Here is an 18,477-nt window from a genome sequence, read left to right as displayed (position 1 = left end):
AAAAAAGCCCGTCCGGCAAAGATACCAGGACGGGCTTACTGCTTATTTTTCGGCTTTCCAGATAGATATCCGTGCATAAATTTCCACCATAGCCACCTGGGTGAGCAGGGAATGGTATCTGCCTAAATCCGAGCCAGACCAGTCTTCATAAAACTGGAAGGTATCCGGCAGGCGGGCATGCTGCCAGGCGTAATCGACATTGCTTACCAGCGTATCGATGTACGTGCTGTTCTTGTCGATCGCGTGCAGTTCGAGGTAACCACGAAGCAGTACGGCCGTAAACCATGGATCGTTAGCGGTGTAGAAACGGCCCTGGTTGGCTACCTCGCGGGTAAAGATGTTGTACGCTCCTTGCGCCCACACTTTAGCATCGTCGAGGTACACCTGTTCGCCCGTGATCTTGTACAGCAAAGCCGCATTCTGGATCATGGCGCCGGAGTTGTACGTCCATTTTGCATAGTTGATGCTGCCATCCTTAATGGTAATGGAGTTCCAGAAACCTTTGTCAACCGGATCGAGCATATACTGTTTTACCCAGTTATACCAGCGTTTAGCGGAAGTGAGATATGCCTCCTGTTTTTCCTGCTGATATAATTGCAGCGCCAGCGTGGCAGAAAGGGCGGTCACATTGGTGGCCTTCATGTAGTCCCGGTGATCCGGATTATTATTTACTCCCTCGTTCCAGTACAGGCCTCCACCCGCTTCCGGACTTTCGCCCGATGCGCAGAAGGTGTAGCAAAGCTTAGCATTATCCAGCAACTGCTGCTCTTTCGTTAAGTGATACGCTTCGAGCATATCGATACCTGTAATGGCGTTATCGTCGTAGAAACGGTCGGCCAGGCCTTCGCTCAAGGGAACTGACTGGTAGGCAGCCGGTGTACGGGAAACGTCTTTATACGCTTCCATGCCGGTTAAGGTACTGGTGTAGTAACCTTGCGCCACATCATCGGTATAACCCATCTGCTTCAGCAAGGTGGCACCGGTGAACATGGCAGAGTAAGGCCACAGGTAAGCGTAGCGAGGATCGCCGGGCTGTGTCGGGTAACTTTCGCGCACGAATACGGTACCACCGGCACTGTAATACCTATAAATATTGTCCATCGCCTGGCGTGCCTTCATTTTGTACGTCAGGTCTGTGGAGGTGGTATCTCTATCCACCAGCACCGGCACATCTTCCCGGGTTTTATAACAACTGGTAAGCAACACTGCCGCTGCGGCTATTGTTAAAACAAGAAATCTCATGTGAAAACCTTTAATGGTGATACGATTAGCGTACGGTGAGCTTGTATTTATAATCTCCCGCTGCATTCAGCTCCAGTGTAAAATCACCTGCTTTACCGTCGGAACCGGCCGGGTATTTATAAGTGAAATCCCACTGTGAATTATCTACGGGCACTACGCTGTAGTAAGCTTCCGGTGTGTTCGCATCGGGAGGTGTAGAGTTAGACTGATTCACGCTACCGTAGAACATTGCGCCTGGCGTGCCACCTGCGTCTGCCGTCAGCAACTGGAACTTGAAACGATCATCTTTCCAGCTACCGAAATCGTAGTAAGCGATCGGAAGATTGGTGCCTGTCCAGGTACCATTGCCTGCATAAGCGAGGTTACCCACAGAACGGTTATAGGCAGATGCAAATACACCCACACCCGTGATCTCCGTCATTTCAGCAGCCGCGTTAGCGAAGTCGAGACGGATACGATATACTTTGTCGCCAGCCTGCTGATTTTCGCCACCTTCTGCCAGGCGCGTCCCCTGGATGGAATAAGTTACCGGCGTACCGCTGTTACGGTCAACGAACTGGTAAGCACCATCTTTCAGGCGGGTGAAGATCTCGAAAACACCGTCGGCATTCAGTTTCATCGGTTTGGCACTGGCCAGGTCCGCACCACCTTCGGTAGCAGCACCGGTGATGAATACGTTAGACGGAATTTCGGTAAAGCCGGAAGGACGCTCGATCACGATCACCCTGGAAGCCTCTGCCTTCTTTTCGTTCAGCCCTTTGCTGGCGATCACCGTCCACTGCAGAGAGCCCGATGTAGAAGGCTGGATGCCTGCTTTACTGGCCACTGTATTCAGCACTTTATGAGAAAGTGATAAGGCATTCTGCACACCATTGCCGTTAGAAGCAACGGTATAGATCGGCCGCTGGAAGTCACCCCCCAGTGTATCGAAGGCTACTTCATACATCACCAGGCTGCCATCCTCCGCTCTTGCAGGACTCCATTCGAAGTTCACTACCGCAGTGGTAGCGGGTTGCAGTTTCAGGTATTTGCCTACTTCGGGATAGTACAGCTCTTTCACTGTAGAAATATTGCTGTTGATCTCTTTATCCTTTTCGCAGGATGCGAAGGTGGTGATGGCCAACGTGGCGGCCAGCAGGCTGTATATGTTTGATTTGATGGAACGTATCATGATCAATGCTTTTATAATTGGAATTTGTGTGGAATATTACCAGTTTGGATTGTTAGGCAGCAGGTTCTTGTTCATCTCTATATCTGCCTGCGGAACGGGCCACAGGTAGTGCCTGGCGGCGTTGAATACGCGGCGGTCCACTACCAGGTTGCTGTTACCTACTTTCATACCATTGAGAATACCGTTCATTACGGTTTCGGCGATGCGCCAGCGGCGGATGTCGAATACACGTTGACTTTCCAGCGCCAGTTCACTCCTGCGTTCGCGACGCACGAGTTCTATCAGTCCTGCATTACCAATACCGCTGTAGCTCGAGAAATTGAGCGCAGCCGGGTCCGTAAAGCCTGCACGGGTCCTTATCAGCCTGATGGTATTGTTCCAGGTGGCTTCGTCCAGCTGGTTCTGCATGGCTTTCGCTTCTGCGTACATCAACAGTACGTCTGCATAACGGATCAGGATCAGGTTGAGACCTGAGTTGTTGTTACCGTCTGCCGTGCGATCGTAGTATTTGCGGAAGTAGTAACCGGTTTTGGAGGCGTCGGATTTATCCACCGCGTTATCGCCTGTACCAGGGGCTGTGCGGATAGTCACCGTTTCGCCACGTTTGGTCACGAAAGACGAGCCATCGTGGATGATCGTTGCTTCCAGTCTGGGATCGCGGTTCGCATAAGGTGTTGCTTCGTTGTAACCGGAACCGGCTTCGGTGATCGACTTACCATTGGTCATGATGAAATTATCCACCAGTGACTGCGAAGGAGCCATACCGGTGATGAGCGTACCTTCTGTAAACGGCAGGAAGAAACGTTGCATGGAATGCGTACGTTGTACCGGCACAAACTGCAAGTCCAGGATCACTTCGTCGTTGTTCTCATTCTCCGGCTGGAAGATGCCACTGAAGGAAGGGAACAGCGTGTACGTGCCATAAGTACCCGTCATGATCTGGTTCAGCACCGCTTCCGCATCTGCCCACTTGTTGTCATACAACAGTATCTGTGCTTTCAGCGCAGCCGCTGCACCACGGGTGATGCGGCCTTTGTCCGTTTCGGCATACTCGCCTTTTAACGGTAAAACAGGCGTAATGGCATCCAGCTCGGTGAGCATATAGTTCACCACTTCCGCTTTAGGAGAACGGGCGATCTGGAAGCTGCCCTCATACGAAATTTCGTCTTTGATCAGGGGCACATCTCCATACCAGTTCACAAGATGGAAGTAATGGTAAGCCCTGATAAAACGGGCCTCTGCGAGGTAACGGCTTTTGAGCGCAGCGTCGAGCTGAGGTACTTTATCGATGTTGGCCACCAGGTTATTCACGTTGCGGATACCTCCGAAATGGAAGGCCCACTCTCCTGCTACGCGGTTGGTACGGCCATCGTACGCACCGGCAGCAATGATCTGTGCCTGGCCGCCATTCACGGCGCTGGAGCTGAATGAATTATCACTCAGGCTTTCGTTAAAGAAAAAGTAGTCGGCGGAATACATACCGGCGTAACAGTTATTCAACGTCTGTTCCGCTGCATCCGGCTTTTGCCAGAAGGTAAGGTCCGTATCCTGGTAGGAAGGCCCCAGGTCCAGGTCTTTACAACCTGCTGCTCCCAGTAGCAATGCCCCCAGCACTATTGAACAATATCTTTTAATACTCATATACTGATAATTGAACGTGGTTAAAAGTTGATATCGAGACCGAGTGCCCATACTTTCTGAAGCGGGTAGATACGACCGCTGGTAGAACTGCCGAGCGCATTCAGGTTAAGGGTGCTGTTAAACTCGGTGATCTCCGGATCCAGGCCGCTCTTCATGTTCGCGATGGTGAACAGGTTTTGGCCGGTCAGGTATACGCGTACTTTCTGCAGCTTCGCTTTGTTAGTGAGCGAGGTGGGGAAAGTATAACCTACCTGCGCATTCTTCAAACGGGCATATGCCGCATTCTCGAGCCAGAAGGTAGAATTGGCATTGTTGTTAACAGAGGCCGTACCGATGGTCAGGCGCGGATATTCTGCGTTTGGATTATTTGGCGTCCAGCGGTCGAGGTGCTGTGAATACACGTTATCCCAGTTGTTGTGGAACGCTTCTACGCCTTCACCACGCAGGTACACATTTCTTTTGCCCACACCCTGGATAAAGATGCTTGCATCCAGCCCTTTCCAGTTCACGCTATAGTTAAACCCAAAGGTGTAACGCGGGAACGGGTTGCCCATCACGAAGCGGTCGTTGTTGTCGATCACACCATCTTTGTTGCGGTCTACATACTTGATATCGCCCGGTTTCACGTCGTTCACGAACGTAGGACGTGCGCTGTTCTTAATGTCTTCAGGCGTTTGGTAGAAGCCGGCTGCCTGGTAGCCATAGTAGGAACTGATCGGGAAACCTTCGCGGTTGATGTAGGTCACGTCGCCTTCCTGTATGAATGTTCTGCCTTTGAAGTCGACGATCTCGTTCAGGTTATCGGCCAGGTTAGCACCGATGTTGTGATCGAAATCGCCAGTTTTAGCGCGGTAGTTCACAGCCAGTTCAAAGCCCTGGTTCTTGATCTTACCGGCGTTCTGGAAGGCAGGCGTAGCGCCATACAGGCCGGGAGCAGGCAGTTGCAGCAGGATGTTATCGGTAATTTTATGGAAGTAATCGTAGCTCACCGTTAAACGGTTGTTGAGCAACGACAGATCGAAACCGATGTTAGCCGAGTTGGCAGACTCCCAGGTAATTACCGGGTTGCCCACGGAGAAGGAAGCACCAGCTTGCGGCAGGTTGTTGAAACCATACATATTGCTGATGGTCGTGTATACGTTTAGGTAACCATAATTGGAAATGATCTGCTGGTTACCTAGTTGACCCCATGAACCACGCAGTTTCAGGTCGCCGATCTTTTTAAGTGGTTCCATGAAGGCCTCGTCGGTAATACGCCAGGCGGCAGAGAACGACGGGAAGAACGCGCCGCGGTTACCTTTCGCAAAACGGCTGGACGCATCATAACGGAAGTTGAACTCCACATAATACTTATTGTCAAATGCATAGTTCAAACGACCGAAAGCGGAGTTAAGCGCCCACTGGTCGATACGCGTATCGTAGGTATCGTTAAAGCCTCTCAGCGTTTGCGTACCTGCGATGGAGTCGCCCGTTACATTGTCTACGTTGATACGGCGGCTCTGACGGTATTCGTTTTTCCATCCTTCAGTAGCATAACCCAGTAACACTTTCACTTCGTGTTTCTCATTGAACGTACGATCGTAGTTCAGCAACGCCTGGAAGTTATCCTGCACGCTGCGGGAGTGATTGATGCTGCGGGCGCTCTGGTTGTCGGAACCGGAGTACGGCGCATAGTCAATCGTTTTGCGGAACTCGTCCATGTTGTTCACGCGTACGTCGGCACCGTACACCACCTTGGCAGATAAGTGTTTGGTAAGCGCGTACTCGGCGTTGGCCATATAGTTATAACTGTCGTTATTATATAACCTGCGACCACCTTTTTCCAGCTGTGCCAGCGGGTTGTTGGAAGCAGTAGGTGCCAGGAAGAAGTTACCGGAGGTATCCCTGATCGGGTAAATGCGCGGAATACGCAGCGCGGTAGAGATCAACCAGTCGGAATAATACGCATGCTCACGAATCTTTTGTTTGGCATAAGCGAAGTTACCGCCCAGCTTCAGTTTACCGAGTTGCGTGGTGAGGTTGGCGCGGGCGTTGTAACGCTGGTAGCCATAATCCGGACCGCGATACAAACTGTTCTGATCCAGGTAACCACCCGATACCAGGTAGTTCACTTTACCTACTGCACCGTTCACACCCAGGTTATGGTTATGTTGCAGCGCCGCCGGACGCAACACTTCATCCATCCACCATTTTTCAGACCCCTTTTCGCCCTGCGCACGGATTTGTGCGGGGGAGAACTGGGCGGTTTGACCGGAGTTAACGAGCGCCTCGTTCTTCAACTGCATATACTCTACGCCGCTTACTGGTTTAATGAGAAACGTGGGCTGTTGTGCACCGAACAAGCCGTTGTAAGTAATACGCGGCACTTTGTTCTGGCGGCCTGTCTTTGTAGTTACCAGTATAACGCCATTGGCTGCACGGGAACCGTAGATGGCAGATGAAGCCGCATCTTTCAGTACACTTACACTCTCAATGTCGTTGGGGTTGATGAGGTCCAGCGAACCAGGCACGCCGTCGATCAGGATCAGCGGGCTGCTGTTGTTGACGGTACTTACACCACGAACGTTGATGTTCATGGCAGCACCGGGCTCCGTTGCATTCTGCTGGATGATCAGGTTAGGTGCCGCACCCTGTAAGGCTTGCACCGCGCTGGTAACAGGTTTGCCTTCCAGGTCTTTCGACGTCACTACGCTCACCGCGCCAGTCAGGCTCGTACGTTTTTGCGTACCATAACCTACCACTACAACGTCGGAAAGGTTGCTGCTGGCCACTTTGAGTGTTACATTCACCGCGCCGGAAGCGGGCAGCGCCAGTTCGCGGCCGGTATACCCCAGGGACGAGAACACCAGGAACTGGTCTGTACCCGTGGGGATGTTTAAAGTAAAGGTACCCTCCACTGACGTGGCCGTACCAATATTGGTGCCTTTTAATGACACCGATACGCCGGGTATCGGCTCTTTGGTGGCATCATCCGTAACGCGGCCCGTTACGGTACGGGAATTTTGAGCATACGCGCCATGGGCTAAACCCAGTAACAGCAATAGTGCCATTACCAGGCTGCCTTTTGCTCGCAGTAGTCTTGCTGCAATAACGTGGCAATAAGCTAACATAAGCCTTGTGTTTTTGTTTGATTAGTTGTGGAATGCATTATCGAAAATCCTTGGCCTTAAAAGGCCGCTGGTTGGTTAGACAGTTCGTACTCCAGCTTGCCACCCTTCGTTAATTCTGCGAATGGAATAGCGTTGCGCTGTACTTTTTTGCCGTTGAACGTCGGGCGATGCAGGTAGATATTGTCCGCACTGTTGTTGCGTGTAACGATATCCAGCTTATCCCCTTTGTAGTATTTTTTATTCAGTTTGATGCTTACGCTATCGAAAATAGAAGAGCCGATCTGCATCATTGGCTGCGCTGCCGCACCACCCTGGACATCGAACAACCCGATCGCGCTCAGCACATACCAGGCGCCCAGTTGACCCTGGTCCTCATCCTGCCCATAACCGTAACCGTGAATACCTTCCGTACCGTAAAACTCGTTACAGATGGCCCTTACCCATTTCTGCGTCAGATGCGGTTTGCCGGAGTAGTTGAACATCCATGGCATTTGCAGGCAGGGCTGGTTACCATGATTATAGGGCGCTGCCAGACCAGCAAACGCATCGATGGTTTTACCACCGCCAAACGTTGTTTGCTGTGCTGCCGTGAAGATGCTGTCGAGACGTTTGTTAAACTCCGCCTTGCCCATTTTAGCGATCAGCCCTTCCGGGTCGTGTGGCACGTAGAAAGAGTACTGTCCCGCATTACCTTCCTGGAAACCGCGCCATGGCTCGGTCGGATTGAAGTTGCCCACGAAGCTGCCATTGGCATAACGGGGACGCATGTATTTGCTTTCGTTATCGAAGATGTTCTTCCAGCTGTTGGAGAGTTTCAGCAGCGTGTTGTAATCGTTCTTCTTACCCAGCTTCTTCGCCCACTGCGCCACTGCAAAAGCGCTGAAAGAGTACTCCAGCGTGTGCGAGCCCGAAAAGCACCATTGACCGGGAGCAGGATCGATATGATCTACATAACCGTATTTGCGGAAACGTTCCACATCTTCTTTACCAGCACCATCGGGACGATTCTCGTAACCCAGTTCGTTCTTCAGGGAAGCGGCATAAGCTTTAGCCACATCGAAATCGCGGATGCCGTAGTTGTACGCGCCGGCCATTACCAGGCCTACGAAGTTCGTTCCTACGCCAGACACATACTTGCTGTTGGCAATGCCATCGCCGAGCCAGCCGGCGTCGTTGTATACGAGCAGCTGGCTGCTCACGAAGTCGGAATAGTATTCAGGATAAGCCAGCGCCCACAGCGGCGTGAGGTTCCAGTAAGCACCCCAAACGGCATCTGTGTTGTAATGATTGTGTGCAGGTTTACCCTGTGCGTTAAGCGGAATTTGTCCGTTGCCGCCGGTGTTTTTAGGATAAGCCCCATTTACATCACTGGCCAGGCCGCGGCCTAACACCGCGTGGTACAAGCCAGTGTAGAACTTCGTAAGATCCGCTTTCGTGCCACCTGTAACCGTAATGCGGCCCAGGTACTCGTTCCACTGCTTACGCGATTGTTCTTTAGCCTGATCGAAAGCCATCGTAGCTGCTTCTGCCTGCAAGTTGAGGCGGGCATTTTCAATAGATGTATAAGACAAGCCCAGTTTCACCGTTACCGCTTCGTTGTTCCTGGTGTTGAATGTGAGGTACATACCTGCGCCTTGTCCGCTCACGTCCCTTGCACCCGCAGTTTGCGTAGCGCCACGGAAAGTGCCGAACGCTGTGGGCTTTTTATCTACTACAGCGGTGAAGTACATCGCTACTTCTGCTCCGCGCTGGTACTTCTGCACATAAGCCGGCAGCGTAATTACATAGCCTTCGATGCGACCATCTGGTGTCATAGAAACCTTTGCTTCCTTCACCTCTCCGCTCTCACCTTGTTTGTTGCCGATATCGAACAGGATGTGTGAGGCGTTGCCTGCAGGGAACGTGAAGCGCTGGAAGGCCACACGTGGCGTTGCTGTAACTTCGGCTTTGATACCGTAACGTTTCAGCAATACCGAGTAGTAACCGGCCATTGCATGTTCATCTGCACGATCAAACGCAGAGCGGTAGCCCGACATAGAATCTTCCAACACCCCTGGCGTAGTCACCAGTTGGCCCGTAGTCGGCATCAGCGAAACGCCGCCTACCTGGAACTCATGAAAGTTTGGGAAGCCTTCAATTGACGTATGCCTGTAATCATAACCTACCGCTTCCCATCCGTTAGGATTGCCATAGTGGCCGTTTGTGGACGGACCAGGCTTCGCCATACCAAATGGTGCGGCACCCGGCGCGAAATGAAACCAGCGGCAATGCGCTGTACCGATCAGGGGATCTACGTAACTCACCAATTCTCCTTTTTGCTGCGCGCTTACCTGCGATGCCGTAACCAGCAGCAGCAACCATAGCATCCAATTTCCTTTTTTCATACGTACAATTCTTCTTTTGTGTGATGACCGCCCGGGGCTATTGCCGGGCGGTCGCAATACTATTTCACAAATGCTTTTACCACTTTGGCGGTGGCATCGCCTTCATTGATGATCCTGTAAGAACCTGCGGCGGCAGGTATCGCAAACGTTTCTGCGTAGTTGTACCGTTGCCTTAAACCATTGGCAGTCTCTACCAGCACCGACTTTCCTTCTACCAACATCAATACATGACACTTGCCATCGGTGGCTACATCTACCGTGCTGTTAAACTCGATGCGATGCACATCATAAAAATGCTCCGCATGCGTTGGCACATGCACCAATTGCCAGTCTGCACCTTTCTCTATCACCGTTTGTTTGGAGATCAGTTCTTCCTGCACCTTCGCGCCTTTGCGGGAGAAGTCGAGGTTTTTAAAAGCATGATCAATGTTGATCGGCCTTGGTTTACCATTCAGATCGAGGCGTACCCAGTCGTACATCTTAAACGTGAAGATGTAAGGCGTGGCGCTGATTTCCAGCACCAGGTTATCTTTACCCGAGCTGTGTACTGTACCATTAGGAATGAGGAACAACTCGTGCTTATGTGCTTCGTGCGCCTGCACATATCTTTCAATATCGATCGGTTGATTGGTCGCTACACTTTCTTCCAGTGCATTACGGAACGCCGCAGGATCAATATTTTCCTGGAAACCCAGGTATACCTTCGCGCCGGGACGGCAGTCGAGCATGTAATATGTTTCATCCTGCGTAATCGTTTCGCCAAAGTTCTCGCGGATGTAGTCCAGGCGCGGGTGACATTGGATAGACAGGTTACCGCCATCGAACGTGTCGAGGAAGTCGAAGCGGATCGGGAAGTCGATGCCGAAACGTTGCTCGTCCTGCTGGCCCAATACCTCTTTCGCGTGTTTCATCATCAGCCAGTCGAACGCTATTTCCAACAACTTGCCATCGCTTTCGAAAACCAGTCCGTTTTCCGGAACGATCATTTCGAACGACCAGGCATAGTTTACTTCTTCTTTATTGAGACCCGGAATGTTTTCCTTCATCCAGTCGCCGCCCCATGCGCCCGCCTCGAACCAGGGTCTTACGCGGAAAGCGTTGCCCGCGAGTTGTTGCAGGCCCTGGCTTACCGCGGCTTGTGTAGCCCAGGTGAGCTGGTCTTTCCACTGGCCGTCTGCAATCACTTCGATGCGTGGCAGGATCTGTTGTTTATGCGCGTTGAGCAATACCCAATCCACGAAGTAGAAACGTTTGTACGTTTCCTGGTTATCATCGCGGTGGTGTTTGCCGAGATTATTGGCAACACCGGCGCGCATGCGGTATTGTAATTCATTTTTAGGCAGATCGATATACACCACCGGTGCATCGATAGCAGTAAGCGCCGCGCCGGTGCCGATGATCAGCGTAGTGCCTTCAGCCGCAGGAGCAATACCTTTCAGTTGCACATCATCAAAAAGATCCCTTAATGTGATCGTTGCACGTTTGCCCCATACCGCTCCTTTTTCTCCCAGGAAAGGCGCGACCAGCGCTTCTACCTCCGCGGGTGATTTCAACATCGTGGACGTGTATACGATGTTCACGATCATACCAGCTGCAGCGAGTTCTTTCTCGAGTGAGCTGCCGATGTACTCCCAGTCGTTACCGATGTAGCCGTCAATCAAAACCACCTGACGTCCCATGATCCATTCGGCCAGGCTTGCGTAACCGCGATGGATGTTGCCGGCACCCAGGCTGGCAAACGGGTAAATGTCGTATGTGCCTGCAGGCGTAAGCTGTTTAGCCTCCGTAGTGGCAGGCATCAGGGGTTGAGTCGTTTTTCTCCAATTCAAGGTCGTGTTCATTTTCTATCGCGCATTGATGTTATCAAGAATTGATTTGCATATCCAGGCCGCGCCGGAAAGCGCTGAGTTTTCACCACGGTTGGATATGTGTACAGAAGTAGAGATACCGTGTGCGGACAGGCATTTGTCCAGCGCAGGTAAGAAATAAGGATGTGCCTTACGGATGTTGCCGCCGATCACCATTCTTTCTGCCTGGAATTTTGCTAACCAGGGATGCAATACTTCGCCTAACGTGTGGCCAAGTTCTGCGAACAGCTGCAAGGCTGTATCATCACCCTTTTCCGCCAGCTCGCCGAGGCACTTAACCTCTGCCAGACGGTTGCCTGTACGCTGATGATACTCGTTCAGCAACCAGCGCGAAGAGATGTAATCTTCTGCAATACCGTCTTTATAAGGCAAATGGTAGATGTAACCTTCCGGCGGCACCCCTTCTCCTTCGTGCTGAATGCGGTTGTTATGCAGGAACGTGCCCCCAAGACCAGTGCCTAGCGTCACCGCTACCATTTTGCTGCAGCCTGCACCTTCGCCGGACCAGGCCTCGCCGAGTGCGAAGCAGGACGCATCGTTCTCGAAATAAATATCGCCGGCGAAAGGAACAGAGGTTTGTAATGCGGTACGGATGTTCATGCCGTACAGGGATTCGTATTTCGCTACGCCCTTAATCTGTGAGATGCCGCCCTCGTAGTCAAAGGGGCCTGGCATCGCAATGCCTATCGCCGCCACCTGACCGTTTGCGGCAGTGCAAACTTCATCCAGCGCACTTGTCCACCGGGAAAGAATATCATCGGCATCTGCACCTGCGTTTACCGGCACCTTTACCTTCGAATCATCCACTACAGCGCCGCTATGCAAGTTGACCAAAGCCGCTGTTATGTGTGAACCACCAATATCTGCCCCGATTACATATTCATTGTTCATATGTTTGAACATATTAAGAATTGACAAAAAAATATCCTTTTCCTGCGTGGACAAGAAAAGGACGTTTAACAGATCAACTTTCGGATCTGATCTCTATGGAATAAGTAAATTTATCTGACCGGTAATAACCGACATTATATTCGATGGGCCTGTCACCCGGATCATATACAAAACGTTCGCGGAACAATACCGGGAATTTAGGATCGACAGCCAGCTTCTTAGCCACCGTACCGGCAGCCAGCGCGCTGATATGTTCACTGGAGCGCACCACGATAATATCGAACTTTTCCGACAGCAGTTCGTAAAGCGGGCGGTTGAGATCATCGTTATCTGCGAGTGTGATGCGTGGATGGAAATAGCTTTCGAAGTAAACGATCGGCTCCTCTTCTACCCCTTTCAGTTTGCTGAGTTTACAAACCGGTGTGTCGATTGGAATATTAAAAAATCCAGCCAGCTTTTCATCTGCCCTTACCCTGTCTAACGTGAGCAACAGGTTGGAGGTAGCGATACCACGTTTAGACATTTCTTTCGTGAAACTTTGCCAGTCCTGCAGGCTCGTGGACAGCTGACGTTGTGCAACCTTGGTACCGACGCCTTTTTTGCGGGCGAGCAGGCCTTCGTATTCGAGTTTATTCGTGGCCTGTCGGATCGTGTTGCGGGAAACGCCCAGCCGGTTAGCCAGCTCTACTTCCTTAGGGAGGAAGGAGCCATTCTGGTATTCCGGCTCGCTGATCAGTCTTCTGAGCAGTTCTTCTACCTGAACGTGGAGCGGTAATTTGCTTTTATGGTCTATTCTTAAACTCATGTTCGAATGTTCAAACATACTAAACTTTTAGATTTTGGGAAAGTTTTTTTTGGAGGGAGATTAGATGATCTGGAGAGATCGCTTATTCTTACCGGTAACGACCTTTTTATGTGCTTTGCCCCAGGCGATCATGGCAAGAATAATATCGCTGAACGTTTTGCAATAAGGCGTCGTTTCGTACTCGACCAACGCCGGGGATGCATCATACACCTTTCGGATGATGATCTTATTCAGCTCCATTTCCTTTAGTTCTTTAGATAACATCCGCGTGGTGATGCCCGGAATACTGCGCTGTATTTCCCGGAAACGCTTGTTCCCGTTGCACATGGAGTTAATGATGGGCAGGCGCCACTTACCGCCGATGACGTAGATCGTATCCTGCAACGCCTGAATTTCTTCTTCCTGGTTTCTGACAGGTTGCTTTGTAGCCATATGATGCTGGTTTTGGTATACTCCTGTATACTGGTTACAAAGTTATACCAATTTTGGAGATAGCTTTGCTTTATCAAAAAACAAACAAAAATGGCAAAGACAATATTCATTACCGGCACCAGTTCCGGTTTAGGGAAACTTACCGCAAAACACTTCGCACAACAGGGCTGGAACGTGGTGGCGACCATGCGTAGCCCGGAGAAAGAAACAGAACTCACCCAATACCCCAACATCCGCATCTTTCCCCTGGACGTTACCTCTCCAGCACAAGCCAAGGAGGCCGTTGAGCAGGCCATAGCAGCTTTCGGGAAGATAGACGTTGTCGTAAACAATGCCGGCATGGGCGCCTACGGCGCGCTGGAACTCGCGAAAGAAACAGATATAGACTGGCAATTCGCCGTAAACACAAGAGGCCCTATCAACGTGATCCGCGCCTTCCTGCCCCACTTCCGCGCCAATGGCGGCGGGCTTTTCATCAACATCAGTTCCTTCATGGGCGTTACCACCGCTGTGCCCCTTGGTTCGTTATACAACATGTCCAAGTTTGCGCTCGAAGGTTTAACCGAAGGTCTTTATTATGAACTGAAACCATTGGGTATAGAATTGAGATTGGTCGAGCAGGGTGGTTCTACGGGTAACAACTTCCGGGAGAACATTGCCTGGAGTAATGAGTCAGACATCAAGGCGTACGACGATCTTACCTCCAAACTCAAAAGCCTCATGTCCACCCGGGACACCAGCCAGTTATCCGCCCCGCAGGACATCGTGGATGTGATTGACAGTCTGGCCACCCGCAAGAGCAACCAGTTCAGGACCGTCGTAGGCGATATGGGCAAGTCATTGATGGTGATGCGGAACAGCATGCCTATAGAGCAATACCTGGAGACGATTGCCGGGAATTTTTGACAACCGTTGCCAGGTGTGATGCCTGGCAACCCTACTTGCTTTCCGGCCCGTGAACCAGCGTCCGGAGGCGGTATTGTGGGAAATTTCTAAAAAGATTTTGCAAATTCGAAACAATCCTTATCTTTGCAATCCCAATGAAAAACAAGCCAATAGGCTTACGAGTAAACGGGAAAGTTCTTAAATCGAAATGCGGAAGTAGCTCATTTGGTAGAGCACGACCTTGCCAAGGTCGGGGTGGCCGGTTCGAGCCCGGTCTTCCGCTCTAAATGGAGAATCCAAACTGAATGTCGGTTTGGATTTTTTGTTTACATTTACTTGAAGGATACCCTGGTGGTGGAATTGGTAGACACGCCGGACTTAAAATCCTGTGAGCCGCAACGCTCGTACGGGTTCGACTCCCGTCTGGGGTACAAAGGAAAAGCGCCACTGATCGTAATGATTGGTGGCGCTTTTTTTATTCTCCATTTTTTGCGAAGACTTGCAATATCTAATGGATACGTGCGGGTTGCAATAATGAACTTACTTTGAGATAAGTATTATTTACCTCAAATCCAATGACGGAACTAATTTCCAATACCATTGAAATATTACGATCCCTTTTTTGCGGGTATGGCCTATCAACGCTCATCCTCGTAATATTCGCAAAAATTACACATCGCCCCAAGGACAAAGCGATACAGTATTTCGATTCAGCAAATATTATAGCTTCCTGTGCAGGCCTCTTGTTATCTGTAGCGCTGCTCTCAGAATTGATAAGGAATTACAATGCAATTTCCGATGGTGATTATACATTCTTCTCTTACAGACAAGGTCCCTTCATCCTCGCTATTTTACTTACGACTGTCACATCTATATTTGCCTTGTCAGCAAGATTAAGGCAAAACTGGATCTTTAGCCTGTTCATGGTGCTGGTCTTAAATATTTGTGTGAGGATGGAAAACGTATTCATTATATGGACAGGCGTATTCAGGGATTACCTACCATCAAGCTGGGGCTACTATCGCGATTTTGGGATAAACTTCTGGCTCACCGCGCTACTCTGGGCAACTATATATTTCAGCATGGTTGTGGCATTCGTGAGACTACGAAAGGCAAGATTTAAAAGTCATGAATAATTATTGCTTCCATAAGTGTAACGCGGACAACACCACTTGTCGATTAACAAGAACGCCCCGCTTCTTCTTAAAGCGAGGCGTTATCACTAAGCTATATCCCCGTCAGGGATGAATAATCAAAAATATAAACGCCGCGAGGTTCACCAGCAACACAGCCCCGTAGACGATATTGGTCCTCCCGCTGGCGAGCGACAGCATCACCGTAAATACGGAAAGTCCGAGCAGTATCATCGACTTAATATCAAGCCCCAAAATGATATTCATGCCATATAACGTACTCACGATCGAGACGCAGGGAATGGTGAGCCCGATACTTGCCAATGCCGATCCTAAAGCCAGGTTCAAACTTGTTTGCAGTTTGTTTTTGCGGGCCGCGTTGATAGCTGCAATGCCCTCCGGTAGTAATATCACAGCGGCGATAATCACCCCCACTAATGTTTTCGGAAGATGGTAGCCGATTACGATGCGTTCGATCGTGGGTGACAGTGTTTTGGCCAGTAATACCACGATGCCTAAACTAAGTAACAAAAATACCAGGCTCACGATCATCTGCTTATTCGTAATAACGATCGCATGCGCATCGTTAACTCCATCTTCCGCCAGAAAATACTCACGATGCCTGCGGGTTTGCGCCAGCAGGAAAAAGGAATAGATCACCAGGCAGGCGATGGATACGAAAACAAGCTGTGGCGTCGAGTAATAGGGCCCCTGGACGCTCGTGGTAAACGTAGGAAAAACGAGGGTGAGAATCACGATAGCGATCAGCGAAACAAGTGCGATGGTGGCTGAATGTTTAGTGAAGATCTGTTCCCGGAATTTCAGGCCGCCTAAAAACAAGCAAAGCCCGACAATGCCGTTAAGGATCAACATGGTCGCAGATAAGATGGTATCGCGCGCCAGTGAGGCCGCTTCATCACCGCCAGCCACCATCAGGGAAATAATAATGGATACTTCAATTACGGTAATCGCCACGGCAAGGATAATGGTACCATACGGCTCCCCCACCCGGTGTGCAATTACTTCAGAATGATGCACCGCAGCCATCACGCTGCCAATCAATAATACACTTGCAATGATCTGAAAAAGGCTACTGTCGTAGACCAATCCTGTGAAAAATAAGACCCAGGCCAGTATCGGTGTAATAGTCGTCCATTGTTTTAATAATCTCATTCAGTAGGTTTTATGCCGTTTGTAATGTGGTTACTGACTAGTAGGGCGACAACTACCATAGTAGGACTGTCCGGGTAAAAATAGCCAAATAATCATGAAAAAAGCCCATCTTTCGATGGGCTTTCGCGATCAGTAATTTGTTTTGCTCACTGTTTTACATAGTGCAGGGCCACACTTCCGGACTTGAAATGTATCTTTTCCGTGAGCTTCAAGTCCAGCTTTTCGGTAAGACTTCCCGGCGGTAATAACAGCCTTCCGTTACCTGCCAGCCCCGGATGCACGACGAGCTTAAACTCGTCGATAAGGCCTGCCGCTATGAAGTCGGGGAGCATGCTCACACTATCTACCGATATATTTTTACCGGGCTGCTGCTTTAGTTTAGATAATTCCTCAACGGGGTTGCTACGGATGACACGTGCTTTCGGGTCGTTCACTTCCAGTGACCGCGACACCACTACCCTGTCGATCGCACTAAACCTGCGGGCAAACTCATTTTCCGACGGTGAGCCGGATTGGTCTTTCGCCACATCATCCCAGTAAGGAAACATCAGCTCGTACATCACGCGCCCGAAAAAATACAGGTCTACTCCATCCATCGTGCTGGTAAAGTATTCCATCACTTCTTCATCGGGGCTGAAGAGGTTGTGGTCGCAGTAGCCGTCGAGGCTTATATTCATGCCAAAAGTTACAGTTCTCATATGATTTAAGCTTTATTCAAAAGTAGGCGATGATGCAGACATTTCCGGGGGTATAACACGACAAAAATGGGGGTATCGCGTACTAAATCCGCCTATCTTTGCGGCATGCTGCACATTTCCGACAACGATATTCAACGGGCGCTCAACTGCCCCGACCTGATACAGACTTTAAGAGCGACATTCTCCGGCGACTTTACCATGCCGTTGAGGCATCACCACTTCTACAACGACAATACGCTCATCCTCATGCCCTCCTGGACGCACGAGTACATGGGCATTAAACAGGTGATCGTCGCCCCGGCGAACAAAGAAGCGGGGCTGCCGAGCATCCATGCACTGTATACGCTGCTCAACGCCCGTACCGGTGAGCCGCTCGCCATCATGAACGCCTCCCTGCTCACGTCCGTCCGCACGGCCTGTACTTCTGCGCTGGCAGCAGATTACCTGGCGCATCACGAAGCCGCTACCCTCCTGATCGTCGGCACTGGCAAAGTGGCCCGCTATATGGCGCCGGCACATGCGAGTGTACGCAAGTACCGGAAGATTATGTTATGGGGCCGTAATGAGGCGAAAGCGCATGAATTACAGGCGTTACTGGGCGATCCTGTAGAAGTGGTGACGAACCTGGAAGAAGCGGTGCGTGAGGCGGATGTGATATCCTGCTCCACTATGGCAGAAACGCCGATTATCAAAGGGGCCTGGCTGCGCGAGGGGCAACACCTCGACATGGTAGGATCTTACAAACCAAATACGCGCGAGGCAGACGATGAGGCGATCATGAAATCGTCGATATTCGTGGATTCGAGGGCGGGCGCGCTGCATGAATGTGGGGAGCTGGCCATCCCGCTGAAAAATAATATTATTGAAGCAGCAGATGTGGAGGCAGATATCGTGGAGCTTTGTTCGGGCAAACATCCCGGCAGAAAGGATGCAAGAGAGATCACGTTTTTTAAATCGGCCGGACTGGCGATCGAAGACCTGGCGGCGGCGCTGCTGGTGTACAGGCAACTTCATCAGGCTTAAAAAGGAACAGCCGGCAACAAA

At 50.6% G+C, this 18,477-nt stretch carries 13 protein-coding genes and 2 tRNA genes; 4 read left to right on the top strand and 11 right to left on the bottom strand.

Annotation, left to right across the window (positions count from 1 at the left end; genetic code table 11):
• Nucleotides 1-42 precede the first annotated feature (42 nt).
• The 9 genes from MKQ68_RS03530 to MKQ68_RS03490 all read right to left on the bottom strand — a co-directional run bounded on the left by MKQ68_RS03530 (nt 43) and on the right by MKQ68_RS03490 (nt 13,544).
• Complete coding sequence (locus MKQ68_RS03530) at nt 43-1,242, bottom strand: glycoside hydrolase family 76 protein (protein WP_264282107.1); 1,200 nt, start codon at nt 1,240-1,242, stop codon at nt 43-45.
• 25 nt (nt 1,243-1,267) lie between these two features.
• The gene (locus tag MKQ68_RS03525) at nt 1,268-2,413 is read right to left on the bottom strand and encodes a SusE domain-containing protein (protein WP_264282106.1); all 1,146 of its coding nucleotides are present in this window, start codon (nt 2,411-2,413) and stop codon (nt 1,268-1,270) included.
• A 36-nt stretch (nt 2,414-2,449) separates the two neighbouring features.
• Nucleotides 2,450-4,054, bottom strand: coding sequence for a RagB/SusD family nutrient uptake outer membrane protein (locus MKQ68_RS03520; protein ID WP_264282105.1), 1,605 nt, complete (start codon nt 4,052-4,054; stop codon nt 2,450-2,452).
• 20 nt (nt 4,055-4,074) lie between these two features.
• Nucleotides 4,075-7,164 carry a SusC/RagA family TonB-linked outer membrane protein gene (locus MKQ68_RS03515; protein ID WP_264282104.1) on the bottom strand — a complete coding sequence of 1,030 codons (3,090 nt, stop codon included), beginning with the start codon at nt 7,162-7,164 and terminating at the stop codon, nt 4,075-4,077.
• 56 nt (nt 7,165-7,220) lie between these two features.
• Nucleotides 7,221-9,548, bottom strand: a complete 2,328-nt coding sequence (locus MKQ68_RS03510; RefSeq protein ID WP_264282103.1) for a GH92 family glycosyl hydrolase — start codon at nt 9,546-9,548, stop codon at nt 7,221-7,223.
• 59 nt (nt 9,549-9,607) lie between these two features.
• The gene (locus tag MKQ68_RS03505; protein WP_264282102.1) at nt 9,608-11,377 is read right to left on the bottom strand and encodes a class I mannose-6-phosphate isomerase; all 1,770 of its coding nucleotides are present in this window, start codon (nt 11,375-11,377) and stop codon (nt 9,608-9,610) included.
• A gap of 15 nt (nt 11,378-11,392) precedes the next feature.
• Nucleotides 11,393-12,307: an ROK family protein gene (locus tag MKQ68_RS03500; RefSeq protein WP_264282101.1), complete on the bottom strand. Its 915-nt coding sequence runs from the start codon at nt 12,305-12,307 to the stop codon at nt 11,393-11,395.
• A gap of 73 nt (nt 12,308-12,380) precedes the next feature.
• Entirely contained in the window at nt 12,381-13,112 is a 732-nt protein-coding gene (locus MKQ68_RS03495) for a GntR family transcriptional regulator (protein WP_264282100.1), read from the bottom strand.
• A 60-nt stretch (nt 13,113-13,172) separates the two neighbouring features.
• Nucleotides 13,173-13,544 carry a winged helix-turn-helix transcriptional regulator gene (locus MKQ68_RS03490; protein WP_244841752.1) on the bottom strand — a complete coding sequence of 124 codons (372 nt, stop codon included), beginning with the start codon at nt 13,542-13,544 and terminating at the stop codon, nt 13,173-13,175.
• Nucleotides 13,545-13,634: 90 nt separating this feature from the next.
• Between MKQ68_RS03490 and MKQ68_RS03485 the strand changes: the two genes are divergently transcribed.
• The 3 genes from MKQ68_RS03485 (at nt 13,635) to MKQ68_RS03475 (ending at nt 14,860) form a co-directional block, all read left to right on the top strand.
• Entirely contained in the window at nt 13,635-14,450 is an 816-nt protein-coding gene (locus MKQ68_RS03485) for an SDR family oxidoreductase (protein ID WP_264282099.1), read from the top strand.
• Nucleotides 14,451-14,639: 189 nt separating this feature from the next.
• Nucleotides 14,640-14,712 (top strand) — tRNA-Gly (locus MKQ68_RS03480).
• 62 nt (nt 14,713-14,774) lie between these two features.
• Nucleotides 14,775-14,860: transfer RNA gene (locus tag MKQ68_RS03475), tRNA-Leu, on the top strand.
• An 807-nt stretch (nt 14,861-15,667) separates the two neighbouring features.
• On the opposite strand, the gene MKQ68_RS03470 is transcribed toward MKQ68_RS03475, so the two are convergent.
• Both MKQ68_RS03470 and MKQ68_RS03465 read right to left on the bottom strand, forming a co-directional pair.
• Nucleotides 15,668-16,735: a calcium:cation antiporter gene (locus MKQ68_RS03470; protein ID WP_264282098.1), complete on the bottom strand. Its 1,068-nt coding sequence runs from the start codon at nt 16,733-16,735 to the stop codon at nt 15,668-15,670.
• A gap of 146 nt (nt 16,736-16,881) precedes the next feature.
• Complete coding sequence (locus tag MKQ68_RS03465) at nt 16,882-17,433, bottom strand: dihydrofolate reductase family protein (protein WP_244841756.1); 552 nt, start codon at nt 17,431-17,433, stop codon at nt 16,882-16,884.
• Between the two features lie 105 nt (nt 17,434-17,538).
• Here MKQ68_RS03465 and lhpI point away from each other — a divergent pair, with 105 nt between their 5' ends.
• Nucleotides 17,539-18,456 (top strand): bifunctional Delta(1)-pyrroline-2-carboxylate/Delta(1)-piperideine-2-carboxylate reductase, encoded by a 918-nt coding sequence (gene lhpI / locus MKQ68_RS03460; RefSeq protein ID WP_264282097.1) that lies wholly within the window; start codon nt 17,539-17,541, stop codon nt 18,454-18,456.
• Nucleotides 18,457-18,477 lie beyond the last annotated feature (21 nt).

Source organism: Chitinophaga horti, assembly GCF_022867795.2.
Lineage (GTDB): Bacteria > Bacteroidota > Bacteroidia > Chitinophagales > Chitinophagaceae > Chitinophaga > Chitinophaga horti.
Note: the sequence above shows the minus strand (reverse complement) of the source record. Positions and strands in the feature narration are given on the sequence as shown.